A 24,407-nucleotide genomic window follows, 5' to 3' on the forward strand; every position below is an offset into this window, starting at 1 on the left:
AGTGGCTGTTATTTTGAGCATTGCGCAAACCAACTAACGGTAGAAGGCGGGTGGGATATGACGAACCTCGTGGAAGTAGAAGACTTCACGCGACACAGTGAAGAGAGACGAACCAGCGCGTTCCAGCTTGAAGTGAAAAACTGGCTGGAACGCCATCCTGAAACGCAGTATGTCGATATTTTATTAAATGATTTAAATGGCGTCTTTCGCGGTAAGCGCATCCCGGTCGCCGCGCTGGCGAAGCTGGAAAAGGGGTGTTATTTCCCGGCCTCGGTTTTCGCGATGGATATCCTTGGTAATACAGTCGAAGAGGCCGGTCTGGGCCAGTCCCTCGGCGAACCAGACAATCTCTGCCTGCCGGTTCCCGGCACCTTAGTTCCCTCTGCGTCCGATCCTGAGCACATCGCCCAGCTGCTGTTGACCATGTGCAACCAAGATGGCACTCCCTTTGACGTTGAACCCCGCAATGTCCTGAACCGGCTGTGGCAGCAGTTGCGCAACCGAGGACTCTTTCCGGTGGTAGCGGTAGAGCTGGAGTTCTATCTGGTAGATAAAATTCGCGATGCCGAAGGCTATATTCAGCCGCCGTGCGCGCCGGGCAGCAGCGATCGCAATATGCAGAGCCAGGTCTACTCTGTGGACAATCTCGATCGCTTTGGTGAAGTATTGCGCGATATCGACGCGCTGGCGCGCCAGCAAAACATTCCCGCCGACGGCGCGCTGGCGGAAGCCTCGCCCGGCCAGTTTGAGATCAACCTGCACCACACCCGCGACGTGCTGAGCGCCTGCGACCACGCCGTGCAGCTTAAAAGGCTGATCCGTCAGGTGGCGGAGAACCACGGCATGACCGCTACCTTTATGGCCAAGCCCTATGAAGAGTATGCGGGCAGCGGCATGCACGTGCATATCAGCATGCTGGACGCCGCCGATCACAACGCCTTTGCCACCGATGACGGCAGCGATTCGCCGCTGCTGAAGCGCGCGCTGGCGGGCATGCTCGACCTGATGCCAGCGTCGATGGCGCTGCTGGCGCCCAACGTTAACGCCTACCGTCGGTTTGTGCCGGAAGCCTATGTGCCGATGCGCGCCTCCTGGGGGCATAACAACCGCACCGTGGCGCTGCGCATTCCCTGCGGCGACGTGGAAAACCACCGCGTTGAGTATCGCGTCGCGGGCGCGGACGCCAACCCCTATCTGGTGATGTCGGCGATTCTGGCGGGAATTCTGCACGGGCTGGATACCGCGCTGCCGCTGCCGCAGCCGGTTCAGGGCAACGGCCACGAGGCGGAGGGCATCCCGCTGCCGGTGCGCCAGAGCGAGGCGCTGTTTGAATTTGAAAGCAGCTTTCCGCTGCAAAAACTGCTGGGCGAGCGGTTCGGTGCGGTGTGGCACAGCTGTAAGCGCCACGAGATGATGCAGTTTGAGCGGCTGGTGACCGCCACGGAGATCGACTGGATGCTCAAAAACGCCTGAGAAAAAAGTCGCTATACTTATCAGTAGCTCTTGTGTTTTTACTGCATGTTGGGCAGAATACTCGGCCTGCAAAAATCCGAATATAACCGATGCTTTTAAGAGCCTCGGTTATTTTTTTTGCATGTACTTCGCCGATTCGCATGAGGCCGGGCGCGCCCGGATAGATACACGTTAAAAACGCGCAAGCGTACGAACTGAGGATACAAAGATGGGGATGTTATTCATTCAGCCAGCGCGCGCTGGCACTCGTTTCCGTGATGACTACGGCGCCGCTCAGGCTTATAACGCCGCCTTCCTCGCTCCCGTGATGCAATCCAGTCAGGTTGCAGCTCAGGGAGGTCTGAAACATGTCGCTTGATACCTCAGCACCACAGCGTGCCCACCTGAAAAAATCTCTGACCCTGCTTCCGGTCGTCATGATTGGCCTTGCCTACATGCAGCCGATGACCCTGTTTGATACTTTCGGTATCGTGTCGGGTCTGACCAGCGGTCACGTCGCCACCGCCTACGCCTTTGCGCTGATTGCGATTCTGTTTACCGCCGTAAGCTACGGTAAGCTGGTACGCCGCTTCCCATCTGCGGGCTCCGCTTATACCTACGCTCAGAAGGCGATCAGTCCGCACGTCGGCTTTATGGTCGGCTGGTCATCGCTGCTGGACTACCTGTTCATGCCGATGATCAACATTCTGCTGGCGAAAAACTACTTCGAAGCGCTGGTGCCCGGCATTCCGTCATGGATTTTCGTGGTGCTGCTGGTGGCGTTTATGACGATGTCCAACCTGCGCGGCATTAAAACCGTGGCCAACTTTAACAGCGTGATCGTGGTGCTGCAGGTTGTGGTGATGATCGGTATTACCGGCATGGTGATCTACGGCGTGGCGCACGGCGAAGGTGCGGGCACGCTTACCAGCTCGCAGCCGTTCTGGTCCCCAGACGCCCATGTGGTGCCGATGATTACCGGCGCGACTATCCTCTGTTTCTCGTTCCTGGGCTTTGACGGCATCAGCTCGCTGTCGGAAGAGACCAAAGACGCGGAGCGCACCATTCCGCGCGCGATTTTCCTGACGGCGCTGATCGGCGGTCTGATCTTTATCGTGGCCTCCTACTTCCTGCAGCTCTACTTCCCGGATATCTCGCGCTTTAAGGATCCCGATTCGTCGCAGCCGGAAATCATGCTGTACGTGGCGGGCCATGTGCTGCAGTTCGGCATCCTGATTTTCTCGGTGGTGACCGTGCTGGCCTCAGGTATGGCGGCGCACGCGGGCGTGTCGCGTCTGATGTACGTGATGGGCCGTGACGGCGTCTTCCCGGAGCGTTTCTTCGGCTATATCCATCCGAAGTGGCGTACGCCGTCGCTGAACGTGCTGCTGGTCGGCGCCGTGGCGCTGATGGCGATCCGTTTCGACCTGGTGACCGCGACGGCGCTGGTGAACTTCGGCGCGCTGGTGGCGTTTACCTTTGTAAACCTGTCGGTGATTGCGCAGTTCTGGATCCGCGAGAAGCGTAACCGCACGCTGCGCGACCATATCAACTATCTGGTGCTGCCGGTGCTCGGCGCGCTGACGGTGGGCGCACTGTGGATCAACCTGGAAGAGAGCTCGATGGTACTGGGCCTGATTTGGGCCGCCGTGGGGATTATCTACCTCGCGTTTGTTACCCGCAGCTTCCGTAATCCGGTGCCGCAGTACAGCGAAGAAGTGTAATTCGCTGGCGATAAAAAAGGGTGGGGCGTCAGCCTCACCCTTTTTTTTTGCTCCTTACGCCGCCGAAGGCTCAGGAGGCGGAAACCACCCCCTGAAAGGAGATGGGATTGCCGTCATCTTCTAACACGCTAAAACTGACTTTCTCGCCGGGCGTAAGGGTTTTATCCAGCGGCACAGCGTGCTGAGCGTGCGGTGCCATCATCAGATTATCCAGACGGAGTTTGTCACCGACCCGCAGTCGCAGGGTAATAAACCAGGGCTGGGGATTGACGATCTTCAGCGTCTTGCCCTGCACCACAAAGCGGAGTTTTTGCATATCTGCTGGCTGAGGCGCGGCGAGGCCCGCAGGGCGAATAAAGACTTTCAGGCGGATACGCAAAGGTAAAACCACCTTCCTCTCTGCCTTTTCTGAGGACTTTTCCAGCGCCGGAATCTGATAAATATTAAGCCAGTAAAGGCTCTCCCGGTCGGTGGCCAGACCGGCTTTGCTGGTTAACATTACCCGAACCGAGCGCAGTTCGCCGGGGGACATTTTCATCACCGGCGGCAGCGCAATCAGCGGCGTTTTGCTGAGTTCGGGAGAGAGCATGATGTCTCCCTCATCGCTCCAGATCTGCACGATAGTCGGACTCTCCGCGCCGTTTTTCAGATTCAGCGTCTGGCTGATCTCCTCCTGGTTAAAAACCAGGCGCGTCTTATCCACATTTACCACCGCGCGCGCCTGAAAGGCGAGCAGCAGAGCAAAAAGCGCCAGCGCCTTACTGAAAACTAACCACCACCTGTAACTGCGCATTCACCGCTCCTGCCGTTATGGTTTGACCGTTTATCGCTTCCAGCGAAGCGATAAAATCGCCGCTGTAAATATTGCCCGTCCCCGAAGAGACCTGCGAGGTTAACTCTTTATAGCCATACCAGCCCCGGCTGTTGCCCGTGCCGGTTGAGCTGAGGTCGGGCAGTAAATTGAGCGCACGCCCTTTCGCGTCATAGATCTTTATCCCGACGCCGGAGGCGACGCCGCTGCTGCCATAGCGGGTATCGAGCAGCCAGGTCAGCCCGCCGCCGGAGTTGACCAGCCCCAGCCGGGTCGCCTGGGTGACGGCGTTAGGCTGATTGACGAGAAACCCCATCGCTACACTGGAAACGAATTCGGATGAGGGTAAGGTGCCGGAGCTCGCCTCCGCCTCACACCGGACAGAGACGGAGAAGGGCGTCTGGCTGCTGTTGCCTTCGGCCAGCTCGCCGACGGTGATAAGGGGAAGCCGCACCACAGAGGGATAGTCTTTTACCTCACACAGCGCGCCGCGCACGTAGGTAACGCTTTTATAGGTGCTCCAGGCGCCGGGCCATTCGGCACTATTCCAGCCGCTCCAGTTACTGGCGCTGTCCTGGCCGTCCCCCAGGCTCTCAGCGAGTAACCCCGGCCCTTTAAAGGCGATATAGCCACGCGGCTGCGCCCAGGTATCGACATAATAACGGGTGCCGTTGACGTAATACTCAATGGAGTCGATTTTAAACATCTCATAGAGCACATTGCTGAAGGCGCTGGCCGGAATATAGATATAGGTGCCGTCGCTGTACCAGCTGCTGGCGCTAAGCTGACGCGATTTCCTGTAGCGGCTGTAGTACTCGCCGGTGGAAAGATTGGTCATGCGTACGGCCACATTTCTCGCCGCATCGTAGTAAGCCCCCTCCACTTCGTGGCTGATGTTTTTACCCGAATAGGTGCTGCTGCCGTTAGTGGCGTACATCTCATACAGGCTCCCCGCATCCTCTGCCGCGCAGCGAAAAAGGATCTGGTTTGGCATGTAGGGGGAGTCGCTGGCGGCGGTGGGGAAGGAACCCACCGCGCTGGCCAGCAGGGTACCGGCGGGCTGAAAGGCGCTGCCGTTGTTAATGCTAATCACCGACGGCAGGCCAATATTGCCAGAGCAGGTATCGCAGGCACCCGCCCAGTTGGCGGCGGTGTAGCCCGCGGCGATGGCATCCGCTGAGAGCGAAGAGGTGCTGGTCACCTTGATACACTCCGCCCAGAGCGCGGTGGGGAACAACAGGATAAGCGCCAGCAGCGTCTGTTTTAATCTCATTCTATTACTCCTTCCTGCATGACCCGTTGAGCGGGATAAGATCCGATTGCTGACGCCCGCTAACCTGATAGCTGACCAGGCAGGCACTTTTCTGTTCATTCCAGCTCACCTTCAGCGTGCCGGAGTCGTGAGGCACGCGGGCATAAAGCTGACCGCCCTGACCGACTACGCCCACCAGAACCTTATCGGCGTCACGCACCTCTGCGCCCATGGGGGGCGTCTCGCCATCGGTGGTGGAAAGGGAAATCAGCACCGCTTTGCCTCGGAGCGTGGCGAAGCTGACCCGGCTGACGGCACCGGCATAGGGCACCACCCGCTTGCTGCCGCCGCTCAGCTCGGTGTCGGTACGCATATTTAGCGTGTCAAGGCTGACGCTATTTTCGCGGTAGGGGGTTAACGACGGCAAAATGGCGTAGCCAAAGCGATCGATCACCGCGCCCTGACCGTTGCGCACGACGGCACCTTGCGCGCCCTCGGCGTGGATCAGAGCAAAGGTATCGCTGGCGTAGGGGCCGGCGGTTACGCCGCCGCGATGGAACAGCAGCGTGCCTGATGTGCCTAATCCCAGCTGACGATAGTCATTGCCCTGACCATAGCTGGCACGCAGCGCCCCGACGCGGGTATTCTGCTGTAGATTGCCGCCAAAGGAGGTGGCCTCGCCCTCAGCACCTCTGCGGTAGCTGTCGCGACCGGCGTAGAGCGAGTAGCTAAGGTCGCGCTGTTCACCGGCGGAACCGGTCAGCGAGACCATTGAGCTGCGGCTCTGCTTTGACTGGTTGTAGTTATAGGCCACAGAGGCGAGTCCTTTGCCCCAGTCGAGCGGCACAGAGATATTCAGGGAGAGGGTGTTCTCGGTATATTTCTGGCGGCGGCTGAGATCGTCATTATCGCTGCGATCGCGCAGGCTGCGGCTTATCCAGGCGGTGCGCTGGCGTGCCACGTTGAGGCTATAGCTGATGTTATGCCAGCTGTTGTTGTAGCCGAGCTGAAGCTGCGTAATACGCGACTGATTATCGTGATAGTCGGCGGTGCTGGCGCTCAGGCTGAACAGGCCATAGTCGCCCGCCGACTGGCTAAGCGTTGCCGACAGGCGGTTACGCTGGTGCAGCGAATCGGAATAGTAGCGGATGCCTGCCTGCTGCTCGCGCCGCACGCCCAGCACATCCTGCAGATCGCGGAAGCCGCTGGTGGAGTAGCGCCAGGCGGCGAGCACCAGATTGGTGCCGGTCTCAAAGGTCTTGCTGTAGCTCAGCTCTGCGCGCCAGCCTGAGGTGCGATCGTTATTCTCCGCCTTTGCTTGGGAGAAGGTGGTATTCAGGCCCACTGCGCCAGCCTCGGTTGCCCAGACGCCGCCCAGCAGCCAGGCCTGGTAATCCTGGGCCATCCGGGTGCCAAGCGTGGTGGTCAGGCTGTTGCTGAGACCGTGCTGCACAATACCCTCGAAAAAGTGGTTTTGCACCGCGTAATACTGGCGAACCCGTCCCAGCGCCAGCGAATAGTGCCAGTTACCCGGGCGCACCGAGTCGGGCACGGACGAGTAGGGCACGGTGAAAGAGGAGGTTTTTTCGTTGGCTTCGATGACCTCTACCTCCAGATCGCCCTGGTTGCGGGTGTTATAGAGATCGTCGATCACGAATGGGCCAGGCGGCACGCTGGTTTCATATATCACGCTGTTCATCTGCCTGACGATAACGCGCGCGTTAGACGAGGCGATGCCGTGGATCTCCGGGGCATATCCCCGGCGGCCCTGCGGCCACATTCGCTTGTCGGTTGCGAGGCGAATACCGTTAAACGCCAGGCTGCCAAACAGCGAGCTGTCGGTGTAGCTGTCGCCAAGGGTCATCAGGCTGTTAATGCGTTCAACGGGATGCTGAACCCAGCTGCGAACGCTGTTGTAGCGGTAACGTCCGCCGTCGGTGCTGCTGCTCATATAGCGTAAATTTCCCTGATGGCGCAGCTGCCAGGTGGCAATATTGGTTCCTGCGGTGATGCCGCTCCATAAATATTGATAGCGATAGTGGGCGCTGCTGTTTTCCGTCCAGCTATAGTTGGTGTTGTGACGCAAAAAAAGCGCGCTGATGCCCTTATCCCACTGCGACGGCGGAATATAGCCGCGCGGCGTTCTGTTCAGGGCGGAGTGCGGAATAGTCAGCTGCAGGCGCAGCGCGGCAGGATCAAACGCCCAGCTGCCCGTCGGCACCCATGTGGTGAGAGGCGCGCAGCGCTCGCTGACGTTAACCACGCTGTTTAGCCTGACCTGTATCATTTCAAGCAGTGAGCGAGGCAGACAGGGCTCTGCATTTTTATTGGCGTCAGACGCGACAAAGGTCAGCTTTACGCCAGATTTTACTAAGCGGTTATTTAACCAGAGATCGACCAGGTAATCGCCAGCCGCAATGGTGCCGTGATTAAACTGCTCAATGTTTTGTCCGAAAGCGGAACCCTTGAAAAGAGAGGCGTCAAAGTAATATTCCTCACTGTATGCCGGCAGGCAAAAAGACGCAGAAACACCTAAAACAAAAGAATTTAATTTAAGGCTGCTGGGATTTAACCGCAAAAACTTCACTTATTCTTGCTCCCTGATCGTTTATCGCGGCAAGGGTTGCCGTGCCTGCGCCCTGCAAGCGTTGTTTAATGTTATTGAACCAGAAGGTCTTTTTGGTATATGGCGCGATGGCCTGCCCGTCGGTACGCTGTTTTTGTCCTGCCAGCTGGAGTGAGAGGGAAACCAGCGACAGATGCCAGGGCTGGGCATTATTAATTTCAATGCCGCTGCCTCGCGCAGGGTCAAAAACATAGTTAACCTGCACGCCTTTAAGAATGTTGTCGGGCTTACCAATAGCGGCCGGGCGATAAAGGAGTTTCACCCTGTTGCGTAACATGACCGTCATGGCATTTTGTTTGCTCTCCACGCCGCGCTGGGTTGGGGGGATTTGCAGGGTGTTAAACCAAAAAAGCGATTCACGATCGGCCGGCAGTGATGCGTTGCCGGTAAAAATTATGCGCGCTATCTGTCCCGCGTTTGGCTGAATGCGAAACACAGGCGGCGTGACGACAAAGGGAACACCGCTTTCCTGCTGAGGCTGGGAATCTATATTTCCCTTGTCAAACCAGGCCTGAATAACGTAGGGAAAGTCATCGTTGTTTTTAAACTGAACGTCTACTGAAGCAGCCTTTGCCGGATAAATAATACGGCTTCCCACCATGGTTACGCTGCTCTGCGCAGAGGCAGTGGTAAGCAACAGCATAAAAATAGTTAGCTGCGTGGATTTGATAAAAGAGAACATACCCAGGGTCTCACCGATGGACAGTGCGTACCGATCAACAGGTACGCACTGATTTGATCATTACTGGTAGGTAACGGCGTACTGCAGTGAAGCTGTCACCGTGCCCGCGGTTACGGCGTCGGTGGCGTAGTACTGCGCGTTGTAGGTGGCAGATGCTTCGGTCGCACCTGTTGCCAGCGTCAGGTCGCCGTTGCCGGTATAACCGCCTGTCAGATTAATCACGGCGTCGGCGGGATCGAGCAGCTGAACTTCCACGTTTTGCGCCGTGCCGGCATTAAGAAGATTACCGGTGGAGCTGACGTTGTTGCCGATAAATACCGTTGAGACCTTGGTCGAACTGCCGCCGCCGCCGGTGCAGCCGGTTAAGCCAACGGTAAAGCTGGTTTGTCCTGCGGTAGCGCCGCTGGCCGCCAGCTCTTTTTTACTGACGGTCGGCATACTCACTACCGGTGTAGCCGTATTACCGTTTACGGCAATAGAGCAGGTTTCGTCAGCCACTTCACCCTGGAAATTAATGGTGTTTTCAGACGCGGCGTTCGCTGATGCAGAGATAAATAAACCGCCAATAAATAACGTCAATGTAGATAGAGTAAATTTAGTTTTCATTAGATAATCCTTTATATTCATTAGCATGAAAGCAGCTGATTAAGGCTGCGTCCGGTTTTTCTCCGAACGGATTCTTTCATGTTGTATACTTTTTTTACGTCGAGATTCATTCTTTTGGCTATTGATGAAAGTGAATATCCATTTCTTGCAAAATCCAGCAGTTCTACCTCTTCACTGGACAGCGCATTCACTTTTTTTCCGGTCTCTCCTCCTTTTAAACCATAATAATAAAGGTTGATCGATTTTTTGATGTTCTCTATTGGCCCGCCACAGTAGATAACGGAATGAATATTTCCGTTTCTGCTCCAGTAGGCCGCCAGCGGGGCCATAGGTCGATCGCTAACAATAATGATGTTTAAACCTGTCGATTTAAGATAATCCAGCCAGTTATTATTGGTGAAGTAACGAAGACGAAATATGGAAAAATCAACAAAAATACACCCTCTGCAAAATATGCTCTCATAGCGTCCTGCCACCAGGGAGAGTATACCTTTTTTGAGAAAGTAATTGCCGTCGGGCCATATTGCTATCTTCTGTATAGGGCATCGATTAATAACTTCATTATCGTGGCTTATTAACTGGCAGCTGTATTTGCAGCTGGCGCAGCACAAATCCTCTCTGGTGATATTTCTCATAGGCTGATTTATCCGCATGCTAAGAGAGTTGAGCCTATCCTGGCATCTTACCCCTTGAGTTTCAATAAGTTAAAAAAATCGCGCGTTTTGTTTGTTAAGAAAATTCTTATGTGCCAAAAGGATAAAACAGTGAGAAGATCATTGAGATTTCTCAATCTGGTGCAGTTTAATTTTTAAATTCGTTATTAAGAGTTAGGAATTCTCCTCGGCGATTAAGAATATTCGGTAAAACGTTGCCAGACGATCAAAGAAAATATCGCACTAATTGCTAAAAAACTAAAATCAGCAAGCAGGCAGCGGAATCGCATAACCGAACTTAATACTTGAAACGCTAACTTTACGGAGATATATAGCCAGAATTGATGCCGCTGCTACTATTTATTCTTAAAAGTTCTTGTTTTCTTAAAGATGCAGCTGGTTTCCAGATTAGACGAATCTTACATTTTTTGAGTCGCAGATTTTATCAATAAATGTCCATCTCGCTTTTGTTTAATAAAATCAATAAATGGAATATAGGATTTTTCCATATTATTTTGAACGTTATAAAAGGGCGCGAATTAAACGGTCACGACGGGAAGGGTGGTAAGCAAGAAGGGGAAGTTAAAATAAGAGCAATATCATCAGGGCCAGCAGGGCGGAGAACCCTGCTGGATGCGATTATCAGGAGACCAGCTCCTGCGCATAAAGATAGAGTGCTTTCAGCTGCGCCATCTTCGCGGCATCATCCTCATGCAGCGTGGCCAGCGACTCCAGCTCCAGCAAAAAGGCCTGTACGCGTTCAGCGTTCAGCACCTCGCGGCGATGCTGCAACCAGCGCTGCTGCTCGGCGTCATCCAGCGTGCCGGGGAAATTGCGGGCGCGGTAGCGGAACAGCAGCTTCGCAATACGCGCATCCTGAAAAGTGAGATCCATCGCGGGCAGATTCGCTGGCGCGGTCTGTCGCAGAATATTCATTCCTGCGCGATCGGCGTCGCTAAAGAAGCCGTCATAAAGCTGCGCATCAACATCGTCCGGTGAGGTGAAGGGTTCCGCTTCGGCGTAGAGCGTGACCACTTTTTCGCGCACCTCAGCGTGCTGACGCAGCAGCGCCAGATTCGCCAGGCAGGCTTCACGATCGATGCCCAGGCGCGCCGCGTCTTCCGGACGCAGGGTGTTCGCCGGTGCCAGCACCGGGCACTTGTTGATATGCACCAGCTTAATCGGTACCGCTGCGGCCTCTTCGGGCAGATCGCTTTTGCGCGTATAGAGCCGCTCGCGCAGCGCATCGGCGTCCAGTTCCAGCAGCGGTGACATATCACCCGCCAGATCGGCCACAATCAGGGCGTTGCGGTTATCGGGATGCCAGGCCAGCGGGACGACCCAGCTGGTATTGCCGCGCGCCGCGCCGAACATGCCGGAGACGTGGACCAGCGGCTTCATCTGAGGGATGTCGATAAGCGTCATCAGCTTATTTTTATTGCGGTGGGTAAACAGAAACTCGAACAGCTTCGGCTGCTTCTCTTTAACCAGCTTTGCCATGGCCAGCGTGGCATAGACGTCGGACATGGCGTCGTGCGCGTTTTCGTGCGCCACGCCGTTGGCTTTGGTGAGATGTTCCAGCTTAAAGCTGGGAAAGCCCTCGTCGTTTTCTGGCCAGACAATGCCGTCGGGGCGCAGCGCATAACAGGCGCGCATCACATCCAGCAGATCCCAGCGGGAATTGCCGTTCTGCCAGCTCCAGCCATAGGGATCGAAAAAGTTACGGTAGAAGATATTGCGGGTGACTTCATCATCGAAGCGCACATTGTTGTAGCCCACTACGCAGGTCTGCTCTTCGGTAAACAGCGCATAGATGCGCGCAGCAAACTCCGCTTCTGACACGCCGCGCGTCCGCGCGACCTGCGGCGTAATGCCGGTGATCATCACCGCTTCCGGCTGGGGCAGGTAATCATCGGCGGGGCGGCAGTAGAAAATTTGCGGTTCGCCGACCGGATTGAAGTCGCTGTCGGTGCGCAGCCCGGCAAACTGTGCCGGACGATCGAGCGACGGGCTTTTACCGAAGGTTTCGTAATCGTGAAAGAGAAACGTAAATTGTGCGCGATCGTTTTTCAATGTTCATTACCGTTGATATATGTGTATTCATGCTATGTCCTCTCGCGGCGGGTATCTGGCCTGTTTCTCCATAGCAAAATGATGGCGCGGTGTGACGCTGCTCTCTACATGGTAAACCATATTAGAGTCGGTCAGAAGTTACGGATGCGGATGCAGACAGGGTAAGCTGGCCCGCAGTCAGAAACCCGCTCCGCAGCCGATCACATTTTTTTTCAATTTAATCAAACCTGTTCAACCCTTTTGCCGTAAAACGAGCCGCTGTTTTCCCCGTAACCCTGAGGATTGAGTGTTGAAAAGGCGTCTGTTGATTACTGTAACTGGAACTCTCTTTTTGGCGTCGCTGGCGCAGGCCGACGATATGCCGTTTCCCCTGACGCCCCCGTCTATTGATGCCGCTTCCTGGGTTCTGATGGACGCCACCACCGGACAGGTGCTGACCGCAGGCAATCCGGACGAGCGCCGCAACCCGGCCAGTCTGACCAAGCTGATGACCGGCTACGTGGTGGATCGCGCCATTGATGCGAAAAAAATTAGCCGCGATGACGTGGTCACCGTGGGCAAAGATGCCTGGGCTGCCGGCAACCCGGTATTTAAAGGCTCGTCCCTGATGTTCATTAAGCCCGGCGACAAGGTCACGGTGCGCGACCTCAGCCGCGGCGTTATTATCGACTCCGGCAATGACGCCTGCGTGGCGCTGGCCGATTACGTCGCGGGCAGCCAGCAGAGCTTCGTCAATATGATGAATCAGTACGTACAGAAGCTCGGTCTGACCAATACCCATTTTGAAACCGTTCACGGCCTTGACGCGCCGGGCCAGTTCTCCTCTGCGCGCGATATGGCCATTCTGTCCCGCGCCATTATCCAGGGGGAGCCCGATTTTTATGCGATGTACAGCGAGAAGACGCTGAGCTGGAACGGGATTACGCAGAACAACCGTAACGGCTTACTGTGGGATAATAACCTGCACGTCGACGGCCTGAAAACCGGCCATACCGCAACGGCAGGCTTTAATATCATCGCCTCAAATGTGGTGGGCCAGCACCGCCTGATTGCGGTAATTATGGGTGGCAAAAGCGCGAAAGGGCGCGAAGAGCAGGCGCGTAAGCTGCTGGTGTGGGGCCAGAACACCTTTGACACCGTGCAGCTGTTCCACGCCGGTAAAAAGATTGGCACCGAAAACGTCTGGTACGGTAATCCGCACAGCGTCGCGGTGGGTACCGCTAAGGACGTCTTCCTGTCGCTGCCGCGCAGTGAGATTGCGAACGTGAAGGCCAAGTATGTGATTAACCGTCAGGATCTCGAAGCGCCGCTCAAGGCCAACGAAACCATCGGTGAGATTCAGGTGCTCGACAAAGATAAGCAGCTGGCGAGCTATCCGCTGGTCACGCTAAATGCAGTAGAGGAAGCGGGCGTTATCACGCGCATTCAGGACTACCTGAAGCAGAAGCTTTAATTCAGGAGAGGCGGCCTCCGTGCCGCCTGTTGCGCTACTTCAGCTCCTCTTTTACCGCTTTGACGTCGCTCGCCGACACCGGCGCGGCGGCGTTGCCCCAGCTGTTACGCACCCAGGTGAGCACCGCAGCGATCTGCTCGTCATCCAGCACGCCGGCAAAGGCGGGCATCGCCGGCGCGGTGGGCCGCGCGTCGGTATCGACGCCGCGGCTGCCCGCGCTGACCACGCGGATCAGCGAGGTCGCGTTCGGCTGATTAACCAGCGGATTTGACGCCAGCTGTGGGAAGATATTCTTCTCACCGCGCCCGCCGGGGCTGTGGCAGGCGGAACACTTCGCCTCGTAAATCTGTGCGCCGAGCTTCATGCGCTCGTCGCTGGCGGCCAGCGGCTGCGGCACCTCTTCATCGTGGGTTTTACCCTCTTTCAGGAAGGTCGCGACCGCGCGCAGATCCTCGTCGCGCCAGTACTGGGTCGAGTGGCGCACCGCATCGGCCATCGGACCGGAAGCGATGGCGTAGCGGTTTACGCCGGTGCGCAGATAGCTGACGATATCCTCCTGGGTCCATTTGCCCAGTCCGGTATGGTCATCCGCGCCGAGATTTGGCGCGTACCAGTCTTCTACCTCGCTTCCGCTCAGGAAGCGATCGCCTTTGTCACCGCCAAGAAAGTTTTTCGAGGTGTGACAGGTGCCGCAGTGGCCGAGTCCCTGTACCAGGTAAGCACCGCGGTTCCACTCCGCTGACTTTTTCGCGTCGGGTATAAAAGTGCCCTTATCGAAGTTAAGCCAGTTCCAGGCAATCAGGCTGGTGCGGATATTAAAGGGGAAGGGCAGCTGGTTGGTCTCAACTTCATGGTGGATCGGCTGCAGCGTCTGTATCCACGCCCAGAGATCCTGCAAATCCTTCTCGGACATTTTGGTGTAGGCGGTAAAGGGCATCGCGCCGTAGAGCCGTTTGCCGTTGTGGCCGATACCTTCCGTCATGGCGCGGCGGAAATCGTCATAGCTCCAGTCGCCGATGCCGGTCTCGCGATCCGGCGTGATATTGGCGCCGGCCAGCACGCCAAACGGGGTGGTAATCTTGACGCCGCCCGCATAGGGCTGCTTCGCATCGGTGGTATGACAGGCGGTGCAGTCGCCGAGGGTAGCGAGGTAGCTGCCGCGCGCATACTGGTCATACTCCGGCTGCGCCTGACTGCCGAGGCTGACGGCGAGCAGCAGCGCGGCGGAGAGTGCATTCAGCGTTTTCATGCGGTAATCATCTCCCCTGGACGTTGCAGATACCAGGTGCGGATGGCGTGCGCCGCCTTAAACGCCAGCGCCCCGACGGTGCCGGTCGGGTTATAGCCGGGATTCTGCGGAAAGGCGGAGGCGCCCACCACAAAGAGGTTGGGCACGTCCCAGACCTGCAGATGCTTGTTAACGGAGCTGGTGCTGGGGTCGGCACCCATCACAAAACCGCCGACCACGTGCGAGGACTGATAGGGCACACTGCTCCAGTGGCCGGTCATCGGCTTAACGATCATCTCGCGCGGATTCATCGATTTGGCGATCTCCGCCACCTTGCCGGTGCAGTACTGCGCCATCTTCAGATCGTTGTGCGAAAAGTCGAAGGTAATACGCAGCAGCGGGCGGCCGTGCGGATCTTTGTAGTTGGGATCGAGCGAAAGATAGTTGGTGCGGGTGGTGTAGCTGCTCGCCTCGCAGCCGATGGACATGGTGCTGAGGTAGTTATCTTTCAGCGCGCGCTTCCATTTCGAGCCCCACTTCGGCGTGCCGGGCGGCAGCGGACGGTAGCCGATGGGCGCGGCGCCGATGGGCGTCACGCGGATGCTGCCGCCGCCGAAGAAGCCGAGGCCGCTGTGGTCGAAGTTATCGTTGTTGAACTCATCGATGCCCATGCCGACCGCGCCCGCGCCGATAAAGGGATTAAAGTTCTTGTCATCGAAAAACAGCGTCACGTTGTTGGCGGTCTGGTAGGCGTAGTTGCGGCCGGTGGTGCCCTTGTTGGTAACCGGATCGTAGGCTTCACCAATGCGTGAAAGCAGCATCAGGCGCACGTTCTCAAAGGTAAAGGCGGCGACGATCACCAGATCGGCTGGCTGCTCCCAGGTATCGCCAGAAGAGTCGACGTAGGTCACGCCGGTCGCTTTTTTGCCACTGGAGTCGGTCAGCACCTCCAGCACTTCACAGTTGGTATAGGCGGTGAAGTTCTCTTTGCGCATCAGCGCCGGCAGCACGGTAGTAATCGCGCTGGCCTTGGAGTAGTTGGCGCAGCCGTAGTTAGTGCAGAAGCCGCAAAAGGTGCAGGGCCCCATGGTGACGCCGTAGGGATTGGTATAGGCCTCGGAGACCAGCGAAGAGGGCACCGGGAAGGGCTGATAGCCCATCTCTTTTGCCGCCTGCGCGAACAGCGTCGGACCGTAAGGCTGACGCAGCGGCGGCGTCGGATATTCGCCGCTGCGCGGGCCTTCGAACGGGTTGCCGCCGGCGCGCTTCTCGCCGTTGAGGTTGCCCGCGTAGCCGGAGGTGCCCGCCACGCGCTCAAACTGCATATAGTGCGGCTCCATCTCTTCCCACGTGGTGCCCCAGTCCTGCAAAGTCAGCTCGCCGGGCATCGCGTCGGCGCCGTAACGCTCGGTGAGGTAGCTCTTTAGCTGGAATTCGTGCGGCTGGAAGCGAAAGGTAATACCCGCCCAGTGGTTGCCGGCGCCGCCGGTGCCGTTGCCGGGGTGAAAAGAGCCCCAGGTGCGCATCGGCAGCGCGGTCTGCGACGGGTTATTGCGCATGGTGCAGGTATTCTGGCGCGTGCGCAGCATCAGCTCTTCGCGCATGACATAGCGCAGCTCGTCGGTGACCGTCCCGATATTAAAATCGCGCGCGGTATCGCGCCACGGCCCGCGCTCAATGCCGATCACCTCCAGCCCTTCATCGGCCAGCTCATTGGCGATAATCGAGCCTGCCCAGCCGAGGCCGATGACCACGACATCCGTTTTAGGGAGTTTTTTCATGGCTTCTCCCTGCCTTTCCACTGGCCGATGCTGATGGGTTCAAGGTGCAGATCCTGGTTATGGCGCTCGATATAGGGGCGGTAGTCGTAGCGCGCGCCGGGAAAGCCCAGCATCTTCCAGGAGGCCATATCGCGATTGCCGCCGTAGATGGGATCGGCAAAAAAGCCCTCCATGGTGTTGTTCAGCACCTCGATAAACAGCGACTGGGCGTCGAAACCGTCGAAGTGCACTTTGCCCGCCTCCATGGCGGCCAGCAGCGCGTCCTGCTGTGCCGGGGTTAATGCCTTAAACGACTTTTGCGAGGTCTGCTGCACATAGCGGTTAAGGGCGGCGATGCCCTGGCGGTAGCGCTGCTGCGGCACCAGCGGAGACTGATCGCCCTGTTCGGTGGTGCCTTTCTGGAACGGCCCTTCCATATAAATGCGCTCAAAGGTGCCGTAAGCGCCGTGCAGCTGGCGATCGATAAACTGCGCGCAGCCCGCCTCTTTGCCCCCAACGCTCAGCTCGTCGGCGGGGATCAGACGATCGACGATAGCCTCAATGGTTTCAGCTTCTTCCTGGGTAAAAAAGAGCCAGCCGGGCTGGTCGAAGGTTTCAGGCGGGTTATCGGAGAAGGGCGTCCAGCCCGGCGAACCCTTCAGGGAGACGGCGTCCGCCGCGCGGGTGACGGTAGCGGCTACACCCAGCGTAGACCAGGTCAATACCTGGCGTCGCGTTACGCCCGGCAGCGTTTTGGCTCTTTTTCTCATGTCGCTTCCTTTTGTCGTGTTATCAATTAAACGAAAATAAGCGAAGTAGTTATGTGGTTGTTTTTATGGTTTTGGGTGCTTGTAAAGACAATGTTGATAATTGTAAGAAGGTGTCAAAACTGTATTGAAATGTAGAAGCGGCAGTAAGCCTTAGCAACGTCATGGGATAAAATAGCGCACTTTATGATCCTCAGCCGGAAAGCCATCTTGCGTCCAGATAAGCCCATATCGAATATCGAGTTCTGGTTCTATCGCCACTACCGCAGCGTGCATGGCGTCCGTATCGCCATCGCCTTTTTACTCACCTTTTTGCTGGTGCGGCTCACCGGCATTCCCGAGGGCACCTGGCCGCTGATTACGCTGGTGGTGGTGATGGGGCCTATCTCCACCTGGGGGAACGTCTTCCCGCGCGCTATTCAGCGCATCTGCGGCACCTTCGCCGGATTGATCTCTGGCCTGATCGCCCTCAAGCTGGAGTTGATGTCGCTGCCGGTGATGCTGGCATGGTGCGGCGTGGTTATGATTGTGTGCGGCTACCTGACGTTAGGGAAGCATCCCTATATGGCGCTGCTGATCGGCATAACCCTGGGCGTGGTGGTGGGCGCACCGGCGGGCGATTTCACCGTGGCGCTGTGGCGCGGCGGTGACGTTATCCTCGGCTCGCTGCTGGCGCTGCTGTTTAGCGCCATCTGGGCGCAGCGCGCCTATACCCACTGGCGCATCCAGCTGTCGGACTCGCTGGCGGAGATCGCTAAAATTTATCACGCCGGCTTTTCCTCAAACCTGATAGAGAAGCCGCGCCTGAAAAAGCCGCTGGGCAAGCTGCTGACCAGCGTTGTGAAAATGCGCGCGCTGCTGGTGCCGGCGAGCAAAGAGACGCGTATTCCCAAATCGGTGTTCGAGGCGATTCAGACCATCAACCGCAATATGGTTAATACGGTGGAGATGCAGATCGAAGCCTGGTGGGCCTCGCGCGAAACGCATCTTATTCTGCTCAACGCGCCGACGCTGCGGCGCACCCAGCAGATGACCGAAAAAACGCTGCTTGCGCTCTCGGCGCTGGCGCTGCGCGGCGAGACCGACGAGGTGGTGGCTAACAGCCACGAGCTGACGGAAATTACCCGCGAGCTGAAGCAGCTGATCGCCGATGCGGGTAGCGAAGGGCTGGAAGAGGCGCCGATCTATGGCTATGTCTGGCTGAGTCTGGAGCTGGCGAAGCAGCTGGAGCGCATGACCGATTTGATTCGTCTGGCGCTGCGCAAATAATCACCAGGGACAATGACTTAATGCGAAAGGCGCATTCTTTGCGCTAAGATAAGCGCCAGTCCGATTTTAGCGGCGACAATTGTCGCCCCGGCTGGCGAACCGCTAAGCTGAAGGTTATGACTCTACTCCCTGCGTAAGCAGGCCCAAAAAAAGGTGCCACCATGGAAAATGCCAAGCAATCATTTCAGGACGTACTGGAGTTTGTGCGTATGTTCCGTCGTAAAAACAAACTGCAGCGTGAAATCACTGATAACGAGAAAAAAATCCGTGATAACCAGAAGCGCGTTCTGCTGCTGGACAACCTGAGCGAATATATCAAGCCCGGCATGAGCATTGAGGCGATTCAGGAAATCATCGCTTCCATGCGCTCTGACTATGAAGATCGCGTGGATGAGTACATCATCAAAAACGCCGATCTGTCGAAAGAGCGTCGCGATCTGTCGAAAAAACTGAAAGCGATGGGCGAGCCGAAAGCGCAGTAAGCGCAGGCTGAATAACAAAACCCACGCTGAAGCGTGGGTTTTTTTTCTTCTGAAACCGGCGTGAGTGCTGCATTAGCCCTGCTGCAGCTGACGCGCGATATGCTGCAGCTGCTGCGCCAGCGCCGCGCGGTCGGGCCCTTCGCCGCCCGGCGCGGCGGTAGTGGCGCGCAGCACCAGCGCCGGCTCCAGCACGCTGGCGGGCGGCGATGTACCCTGCAGCTGCGCCAGCAGCGTCTCGACGCACTCTTCCCCCAGCGCCTGCAGATCCTGACGCACCGTGGTCAGCGGCGGCTGATACCAGGCGCTTTCGGCGGTATCGTCGTAGCCGACAACCGAAATCTCACCCGGAATTGCCACGCCATGCTGATGCAGCGCGCGCATCGCCCCAAGCGCCATCTGATCGTTCGCCACCAGCAGCGCCTGCGGCAGGCGGTCCGGCAGCTGCTGCAGCATCGCCCGGTAGCCGGACTGCGCGCTCCAGTCGCCCTGCAGCACGCAGAAGGGCGTCAGCCGGTGCGTTGCCAGCGCCTCGCGCCACGCCGCTTCGCGCAGCTGGGCCGAAATCGCCTGCGGCGGGCCGTTCAGCAGGCCGATCTGGCGATGCCCCAGCGCCATAAGATGCTCGACGGCGGCCCGCGCGCCGCGCGCGTTAGAGTACTGACACTGCGCCACCTTTGCCTGCGGTTCGACATCCATAAAAATAACCGGCTTATCGCCGCACAGCGTCTGGATCTGCTCTGCTTCGGCAGCAGCCAGCGGCAGGTTAATCATCAGCGCGTCGACGCGCTGCGCCAGCAGCTCGTTGACGGTTTCGGCGGCGCTGTTGTGGCTGCGCATGGCGATCACCAGGTGATAACCGGCGCGGCTGGCGCGCTGCTGGATCGCCGAGGCGATCTGCGCCGGCGCCATCAGCGCCAGATCGCTGGTGGCGAGTCCGAGGGTGCGCGTCGCTTTGCCCGCCAGTTGCTGCGCCACGCGGTTTGGCACATAGTTGAGCTGCTGCATGGCCGCTTCCACTTTCGCCCGCGTGCGCGGCGACACCTGCGGCGAATGGTTCAGCACGCGGGAAACGGTCTGATAGGAGACGCCGGCAAGGCGGGCGACGTCATCAAGAGTGATAGCGCGGGAAGTCATTGATTTCTCCACAGGACAGAGGCGGCCAGTGTAGCAAAATTTCGCCGCGCAGGCGTATCGTCGCGCCAGCGCATCACCCGAACGGAGGAGAGATGCAGCTTAACCCTCAGGCTATTCAGGATCTTAATCTTATCGCCGCCTGGCTGGCGCTGGACGATATGCCTGCCGAAGGCGACATTGAAGCCGATATGGCGATACTGGCAGGCCACGCGGTGCTGCCAAATATCGAGGGCGCGGTAGCGCTGGCGAAAAAATTCGGGCTGCCTCTGCTGCTCAGCGGCGGCATCGGCCACGCCACCGGCGCGCTGGCGCAGGCGATGGCGCTGCATCCGCTCTATCGCGATATCGAGACGCGCGGCAAAAGCGAGGCGCAGATGCTGGCGGCGATCGCCCGCGTTTTCGGCGGCCTTGACGAGGAGCAGCTGCTGCTGGAGGGCGCGTCGCGCCACTCCGGCGAAAATGCCGCCTTTAGCCAGCGTCTGCTTGACGCCCGTCAGCTCCGGCCGCAGCGCGTGGTGCTGATCCAGGACCCGCTGCTGCAGCGCCGTACCGACGCTACCTTTCGCTGGCAGTGGCGCGAGCGCGACGACGCGCCGCGCTTTATCAACTGGCCGGTGTTTACCCCGGTCGTGACGATCGACTCCGGTATGGCGCGCATTACCGGCGCGCCGCCCCAGGGGCTGTGGTCGCTGGAGCGCTTTGTCCAGCTGCTGATGGGCGAAGTGCAGCGCCTGCGCAACGATGAAACGGGCTACGGCCCGCGCGGCGCGGGTTTCTTCGGCGACGTTGAGATGCCCGACGCGGTAGACGCCGCCTGGCATCGCCTGATGCAGCTGCCCGCCGTGCAGGCGCGGCTGGCGGCCGGGCGCTAATTAACGGCTCTGTAAATAGACCTGCAAATTGACGTTCACCGCGTTAAGCAGCGGCACGCTGACGCCGTTGCGCGCCGCGCGCCGCACCAGATCGCCGATCACCTGTTCCGCTTCGATATCCTGACCCTGGCTTAAGTCGCGATACATCGAAGAGGTCATCGGCGTGGCCGGATTGCTCAGCAGCTCAAAGATTTTCGCCGTCACCGCCGGCCGCGGCTGATAGCCGTCGGCGGTAATCGTCGCCAGCACTTCGCTGAAAAGGCCGCGCAGCAGCGCTTCACCGCCCTCAGCGGTCAACGCCTGCCGCGTATCGCCGCGCGTCAGACAGCAGACCGCGCCGAGGGTGCTCAGCAGCAGCCACTTCTCCCACAGCTCGCCGATAATGTTGTCGGAAAAGATCGTGTCAACGCTGGCGGTGCGCAACGCCTCGTCGACGCGCTGCAGCCGCGCATCGTTACGGCCGTCCAGCGCGCCGTAGTAGATCTGATGCAGCGGCGTCATCTGCACCACTTCGCCCTGTTCGCCCAGGGTGGCGTTAATTTTCACCAGCCCGCCAATCACCTTATCGCCAAAGCGCTCGCGCAGCCTGTCGAAATGGCGCATACCGTTAAGGATCGGCATGATCAGCGTCTGCTCACCTACAGCGGGCGCGATATCCTCCATCGCCTGCGCCAGGCCGAAACTTTTTACCGTCAGGATAATCAGATCCCAGGTGCCGCGCAGCGCGCCCGCCTGCGCCAGCTGCGGCTGCAGCTTCTCCACGCCCTGCGGCGTGCGCAGCACCAGCCCGTTCTCCTGTAGCTGTTTAAAACGGCGCTCGCGCACCAGAAAGGTGACATCGCGTCCCGCCTGCGCCAGACGCGCGCCAAAATATCCGCCGGTAGCCCCGGCGCCCACGATAAGAATGCGCATGATCGATTTTCCCTTAGCCGTTGAGGCTCCTACCTTAAAACCTGACGGCGGCGGTTGCCAGCGTCGCGTTGCTCAGCGCTGCGCCATCGCCGCCAGCAGGGCGGGGAGCAGGCCGGGAAAGCGCTGATCCAGACAGTCGCGGCGCAGCGAAATCAGATTTTCCCGCCCGACGGGGCGCTGCCAGATAACGCCGCTGTCGCGCAGCACGCGCCAGTGGTGCGTCATGGTCGATTTGGCGATCTCGCCGCGCAGCGCGTTGCAGCTCTGCTCGCCGTGCTGCGCCAGGGTCTGGAGAATGGCGAGGCGAATCGGGTTGCCGAGGGCAAACAGCACGTTCTCCAGTTTGATCTCGTGCGGCTGCGGATGATTTTCCAGCATGGCGTTCCTGTTCTACGATCGATGAATTGCGCAATTATAGCTCAAACTGTTCGCATTTAGTCGTACAGTGAGCGTAAGCTGCTTTTCGACGGCGCGCAATCCTGTGCGCCGCACCGACAGTCATCTGACTAAGGACGCATCATGCCCCGAACACTTCCCGTTGAGCGTTACCGCAACATCGGCATCTCCGCGCATATCGATGCCGGTAAAACCACCACGACCGAGCGCATCCTGTTTTACACCGGAATGAGCCACAAGCTGGGTGAAGTGCACGATGGCGCCGCAACGACCGACTGGATGGCGCAGGAGCAGGAGCGTGGCATCACCATTACCTCGGCGGCGGTCAGCTGCTTCTGGCCCGGCATGGACGGCAGCTTCGCGCCGCACCGCATCAATATTATCGACACGCCCGGCCACGTCGATTTCACCATCGAAGTCGAGCGCTCGATGCGCGTGCTGGACGGCGCGGTTATGGTCTATGACGCCGTCGGCGGCGTGCAGCCGCAGTCGGAAACGGTATGGCGTCAGGCCAATAAATATCATGTGCCGCGGCTGGCGTTCGTCAACAAAATGGATCGCCAGGGGGCGGATTTCTTCCGCGTGGTGCAGATGATGAAAGATCGCCTCAGCGCCAGCCCGGTGCCGATGGTTATCCCTATCGGCGCGGAGGAGCACTTCAGCGGCGTGGTCGATCTGCTGAAAATGCAGGCGATTTACTGGGACGAGGCGTCGCAGGGCATGACCTTTAGCTATGCGCCCATCCCCGACGCGCTGCTGGAGCTGGCAAAGCTCTGGCGCGAAAAAATGGTTTCGGCCGCCGCCGAGGCGAGCGACGAGCTAATGGAGGCCTGGCTGGAGAGCGGCGATCTGGAGCACGATCAGATTATCGCTGGCCTGCGCCAGCGCACGCTGCGCAACGAGATCCAGCCGATGCTGTGCGGCAGCGCCTTTAAGAACAAAGGGGTGCAGCGCATGCTGGATGCGGTGATCGAGCTGATGCCGTCGCCCGCCGATATTCCCGCCATTAAAGGCGTGGATGAAGAGGGCAATGAGGCGGAGCGGCATCCAGGCGATGACGAGCCTTTCTCAGCGCTGGCGTTCAAGCTGATGAGCGATCCCTTTGTCGGCCAGCTTACCTTTGTGCGCGTTTACTCCGGCGTGCTGCGCAAAGGGGAGAGCGTCTGGAATGCGGTAAAGGGCAAAAAAGAGCGCATCGGTCGCATCGTGCAGATGCATGCCAACGCGCGCCATGAAATCGAGGAGATCCGCGCCGGGGATATCGCCGCCTGCGTCGGGCTGAAAGAGGTGACCACCGGCGAGACGCTGTGCGATCCCAACGCCGTTATTACGCTGGAGCGTATGGAATTCCCGGAACCGGTGATCTCGCTGTCGATCGAGCCGAAAACCAAAGGCGATCAGGAGAAGATGAGCCTGGCCTTGCAGCGGCTGGCGGCGGAAGATCCCTCGTTCCGGCTGCACACCGATGAGGAGTCCGGTCAGGCGATTATCTCCGGCATGGGCGAGCTGCATCTGGAGATTATTGTCGATCGTCTGAAGCGCGAGTTCGGCGTTGAGGCAAATATCGGCCGTCCGCAGGTGACCTACCGCGAAACGCTGCGTAAAGCGGCGCGCGACGTGGAAGGAAAATTTGTGCGGCAGTCGGGCGGGAAAGGGCAGTATGGCCACGTGGTGCTGACGCTGGAACCGCTGGAGCCGGGCAGCGGCTTTGTCTTCGAAGACGCTACCAAAGGTGGGGTGGTGCCGCGCGAATATATCCCGTCGGTAGAGAAGGGGATCCGCGAGGCGCTTAACACCGGGGTAATTGCCGGGTACCCGATTGTGGACCTCAAAGCGACGCTCACTTTCGGCTCTTATCACGACGTCGACTCCTCGGAGATGGCGTTCCGCATGGCGGCCATCCTCGGCTTCCGCGCCGCCGCGAAGCTGGCGGAGCCGGTGCTGCTGGAGCCGGTAATGAAGGTTGAAGTTGAAACGCCGGAAGAGTATGCGGGCGGCATTATGGGCGATCTCTCGTCGCGTCGCGGACAGGTGCAGGGCATGGATGAGCATTTTGGCGGCCGGATTATCCGCGCCGAAGTGCCGCTGGCGGAGATGTTCGGCTACTCGACTGCGCTGCGCTCGCTGACGCAGGGGCGTGCCACCTACAGCATGGAGTTTGCCCACTACGCGCAGGCGCCGCGTCAGGTAGCCGACGCGGTGATTGCCGCGCGCCACTAAGCCGCTAAACTATGATGGCAGGGACGCCATCTTTC

General features: G+C 58.4%; 20 protein-coding genes. 7 read left to right on the plus strand and 13 right to left on the minus strand.

From position 1 onward, the window contains the following. The first annotated feature begins 57 nt into the window (after positions 1 to 57). Together LB453_RS09420 and LB453_RS09425 are read left to right on the plus strand one after the other, a co-directional pair. The gene (locus tag LB453_RS09420; RefSeq protein ID WP_103796789.1) at positions 58 to 1,473 is read left to right on the plus strand and encodes a glutamine synthetase family protein; all 1,416 of its coding nucleotides are present in this window, start codon (positions 58 to 60) and stop codon (positions 1,471 to 1,473) included. Between the two features lie 347 nt (positions 1,474 to 1,820). Then, the gene (locus LB453_RS09425) at positions 1,821 to 3,176 is read left to right on the plus strand and encodes an APC family permease (RefSeq protein ID WP_103796790.1); all 1,356 of its coding nucleotides are present in this window, start codon (positions 1,821 to 1,823) and stop codon (positions 3,174 to 3,176) included. A gap of 70 nt (positions 3,177 to 3,246) precedes the next feature. On the opposite strand, the gene LB453_RS09430 is transcribed toward LB453_RS09425, so the two are convergent. The 7 genes from LB453_RS09430 to sbcB all read right to left on the minus strand — a co-directional run bounded on the left by LB453_RS09430 (position 3,247) and on the right by sbcB (position 11,879). After that, complete coding sequence (locus tag LB453_RS09430) at positions 3,247 to 3,969, minus strand: fimbrial assembly chaperone (protein WP_103796791.1); 723 nt, start codon at positions 3,967 to 3,969, stop codon at positions 3,247 to 3,249. Next, positions 3,935 to 5,260 (minus strand): fimbrial usher protein StbD, encoded by a 1,326-nt coding sequence (stbD, locus tag LB453_RS09435; protein ID WP_224481702.1) that lies wholly within the window; start codon positions 5,258 to 5,260, stop codon positions 3,935 to 3,937. The genes LB453_RS09430 and stbD overlap by 35 nt, the downstream gene beginning before the upstream one ends. A 4-nt stretch (positions 5,261 to 5,264) precedes the next feature. Next, complete coding sequence (locus LB453_RS09440; RefSeq protein WP_233215871.1) at positions 5,265 to 7,751, minus strand: fimbrial outer membrane usher protein; 2,487 nt, start codon at positions 7,749 to 7,751, stop codon at positions 5,265 to 5,267. A 40-nt stretch (positions 7,752 to 7,791) separates the two neighbouring features. After that, entirely contained in the window at positions 7,792 to 8,508 is a 717-nt protein-coding gene (locus LB453_RS09445; protein ID WP_224481703.1) for a fimbria/pilus periplasmic chaperone, read from the minus strand. Positions 8,509 to 8,607: 99 nt separating this feature from the next. Beyond that, positions 8,608 to 9,153 (minus strand): fimbrial protein, encoded by a 546-nt coding sequence (locus LB453_RS09450; protein ID WP_103796795.1) that lies wholly within the window; start codon positions 9,151 to 9,153, stop codon positions 8,608 to 8,610. 20 nt (positions 9,154 to 9,173) lie between these two features. After that, on the minus strand, positions 9,174 to 9,788 hold the full coding sequence (locus LB453_RS09455; RefSeq protein WP_224481704.1) for a helix-turn-helix transcriptional regulator: 615 nt from the start codon (positions 9,786 to 9,788) through the stop codon (positions 9,174 to 9,176). Between the two features lie 660 nt (positions 9,789 to 10,448). After that, entirely contained in the window at positions 10,449 to 11,879 is a 1,431-nt protein-coding gene (gene sbcB / locus LB453_RS09460) for an exodeoxyribonuclease I (protein ID WP_103796796.1), read from the minus strand. Positions 11,880 to 12,168: 289 nt separating this feature from the next. On the opposite strand from sbcB, the gene dacD reads away from it, so the two are divergent. Beyond that, positions 12,169 to 13,332, plus strand: coding sequence for a serine-type D-Ala-D-Ala carboxypeptidase DacD (gene dacD / locus LB453_RS09465; RefSeq protein WP_199187351.1), 1,164 nt, complete (start codon positions 12,169 to 12,171; stop codon positions 13,330 to 13,332). Between the two features lie 34 nt (positions 13,333 to 13,366). Here the strand turns inward: dacD and LB453_RS09470 are convergent, their stop codons facing one another. Genes LB453_RS09470 through LB453_RS09480 form a run of 3 tightly spaced genes read right to left on the minus strand, consistent with a single transcriptional unit; the run spans position 13,367 to position 17,090 of the window. After that, positions 13,367 to 14,581 (minus strand): cytochrome c, encoded by a 1,215-nt coding sequence (locus tag LB453_RS09470; protein ID WP_103796798.1) that lies wholly within the window; start codon positions 14,579 to 14,581, stop codon positions 13,367 to 13,369. Next, positions 14,578 to 16,341: a GMC family oxidoreductase gene (locus tag LB453_RS09475; RefSeq protein WP_103796799.1), complete on the minus strand. Its 1,764-nt coding sequence runs from the start codon at positions 16,339 to 16,341 to the stop codon at positions 14,578 to 14,580. Before LB453_RS09475 ends, LB453_RS09470 begins: the two co-directional genes overlap by 4 nt. Further along, positions 16,338 to 17,090 (minus strand): gluconate 2-dehydrogenase subunit 3 family protein, encoded by a 753-nt coding sequence (locus tag LB453_RS09480; RefSeq protein WP_103796800.1) that lies wholly within the window; start codon positions 17,088 to 17,090, stop codon positions 16,338 to 16,340. Before LB453_RS09480 ends, LB453_RS09475 begins: the two co-directional genes overlap by 4 nt. A 207-nt stretch (positions 17,091 to 17,297) precedes the next feature. Between LB453_RS09480 and LB453_RS09485 the strand changes: the two genes are divergently transcribed. Both LB453_RS09485 and tmaR read left to right on the plus strand, forming a co-directional pair. Continuing rightward, positions 17,298 to 18,356 carry an FUSC family protein gene (locus tag LB453_RS09485; RefSeq protein ID WP_199187348.1) on the plus strand — a complete coding sequence of 353 codons (1,059 nt, stop codon included), beginning with the start codon at positions 17,298 to 17,300 and terminating at the stop codon, positions 18,354 to 18,356. A gap of 161 nt (positions 18,357 to 18,517) precedes the next feature. Continuing rightward, entirely contained in the window at positions 18,518 to 18,838 is a 321-nt protein-coding gene (tmaR, locus tag LB453_RS09490) for a PTS system regulator TmaR (RefSeq protein WP_103796801.1), read from the plus strand. A gap of 72 nt (positions 18,839 to 18,910) precedes the next feature. On the opposite strand, the gene LB453_RS09495 is transcribed toward tmaR, so the two are convergent. After that, positions 18,911 to 19,972, minus strand: coding sequence for a LacI family DNA-binding transcriptional regulator (locus LB453_RS09495; protein ID WP_103796802.1), 1,062 nt, complete (start codon positions 19,970 to 19,972; stop codon positions 18,911 to 18,913). Between the two features lie 92 nt (positions 19,973 to 20,064). Between LB453_RS09495 and LB453_RS09500 the strand changes: the two genes are divergently transcribed. Continuing rightward, entirely contained in the window at positions 20,065 to 20,844 is a 780-nt protein-coding gene (locus LB453_RS09500) for a YdcF family protein (RefSeq protein ID WP_103796803.1), read from the plus strand. Here LB453_RS09500 and LB453_RS09505 read toward each other — a convergent pair whose 3' ends face one another. Both LB453_RS09505 and LB453_RS09510 read right to left on the minus strand, forming a co-directional pair. Further along, positions 20,845 to 21,756: a ketopantoate reductase family protein gene (locus tag LB453_RS09505; RefSeq protein WP_103796804.1), complete on the minus strand. Its 912-nt coding sequence runs from the start codon at positions 21,754 to 21,756 to the stop codon at positions 20,845 to 20,847. It lies immediately after the preceding gene. A gap of 72 nt (positions 21,757 to 21,828) precedes the next feature. After that, on the minus strand, positions 21,829 to 22,134 hold the full coding sequence (locus LB453_RS09510) for an ArsR/SmtB family transcription factor (RefSeq protein WP_103796805.1): 306 nt from the start codon (positions 22,132 to 22,134) through the stop codon (positions 21,829 to 21,831). A 141-nt stretch (positions 22,135 to 22,275) separates the two neighbouring features. Here LB453_RS09510 and fusA point away from each other — a divergent pair, with 141 nt between their 5' ends. Next, positions 22,276 to 24,372 carry an elongation factor G gene (gene fusA, locus LB453_RS09515; RefSeq protein ID WP_103796806.1) on the plus strand — a complete coding sequence of 699 codons (2,097 nt, stop codon included), beginning with the start codon at positions 22,276 to 22,278 and terminating at the stop codon, positions 24,370 to 24,372. Positions 24,373 to 24,407: the final 35 nt, after the last annotated feature.

Origin of the sequence: Pantoea agglomerans, from assembly GCF_020149765.1 — a bacterium.
Taxonomy (GTDB): Bacteria; Pseudomonadota; Gammaproteobacteria; order Enterobacterales; family Enterobacteriaceae; genus Pantoea; species Pantoea alvi.

Excerpts from the sequence above, each read along its gene's own strand:
- LB453_RS09445 (WP_224481703.1), bottom strand. The coding sequence starts at position 8,508 with ATGCTGTTGCTTACCACTGCCTCTGCGCAGAGCAGCGTAACCATGGTG.
- LB453_RS09495 (WP_103796802.1), bottom strand. The coding sequence starts at position 19,972 with ATGACTTCCCGCGCTATCACTCTTGATGACGTCGCCCGCCTTGCCGGC.
- stbD (WP_224481702.1), bottom strand. The coding sequence starts at position 5,260 with ATGAGATTAAAACAGACGCTGCTGGCGCTTATCCTGTTGTTCCCCACC.
- LB453_RS09450 (WP_103796795.1), bottom strand. The coding sequence starts at position 9,153 with ATGAAAACTAAATTTACTCTATCTACATTGACGTTATTTATTGGCGGT.
- LB453_RS09510 (WP_103796805.1), bottom strand. The coding sequence starts at position 22,134 with ATGCTGGAAAATCATCCGCAGCCGCACGAGATCAAACTGGAGAACGTG.
- LB453_RS09500 (WP_103796803.1), top strand. The coding sequence starts at position 20,065 with ATGCAGCTTAACCCTCAGGCTATTCAGGATCTTAATCTTATCGCCGCC.
- LB453_RS09475 (WP_103796799.1), bottom strand. The coding sequence starts at position 16,341 with ATGAAAAAACTCCCTAAAACGGATGTCGTGGTCATCGGCCTCGGCTGG.
- LB453_RS09455 (WP_224481704.1), bottom strand. The coding sequence starts at position 9,788 with ATGAGAAATATCACCAGAGAGGATTTGTGCTGCGCCAGCTGCAAATAC.
- LB453_RS09425 (WP_103796790.1), top strand. The coding sequence starts at position 1,821 with ATGTCGCTTGATACCTCAGCACCACAGCGTGCCCACCTGAAAAAATCT.
- LB453_RS09480 (WP_103796800.1), bottom strand. The coding sequence starts at position 17,090 with ATGAGAAAAAGAGCCAAAACGCTGCCGGGCGTAACGCGACGCCAGGTA.
- LB453_RS09505 (WP_103796804.1), bottom strand. The coding sequence starts at position 21,756 with ATGCGCATTCTTATCGTGGGCGCCGGGGCTACCGGCGGATATTTTGGC.
- LB453_RS09430 (WP_103796791.1), bottom strand. The coding sequence starts at position 3,969 with ATGCGCAGTTACAGGTGGTGGTTAGTTTTCAGTAAGGCGCTGGCGCTT.
- fusA (WP_103796806.1), top strand. The coding sequence starts at position 22,276 with ATGCCCCGAACACTTCCCGTTGAGCGTTACCGCAACATCGGCATCTCC.
- tmaR (WP_103796801.1), top strand. The coding sequence starts at position 18,518 with ATGGAAAATGCCAAGCAATCATTTCAGGACGTACTGGAGTTTGTGCGT.
- LB453_RS09470 (WP_103796798.1), bottom strand. The coding sequence starts at position 14,581 with ATGAAAACGCTGAATGCACTCTCCGCCGCGCTGCTGCTCGCCGTCAGC.
- LB453_RS09420 (WP_103796789.1), top strand. The coding sequence starts at position 58 with ATGACGAACCTCGTGGAAGTAGAAGACTTCACGCGACACAGTGAAGAG.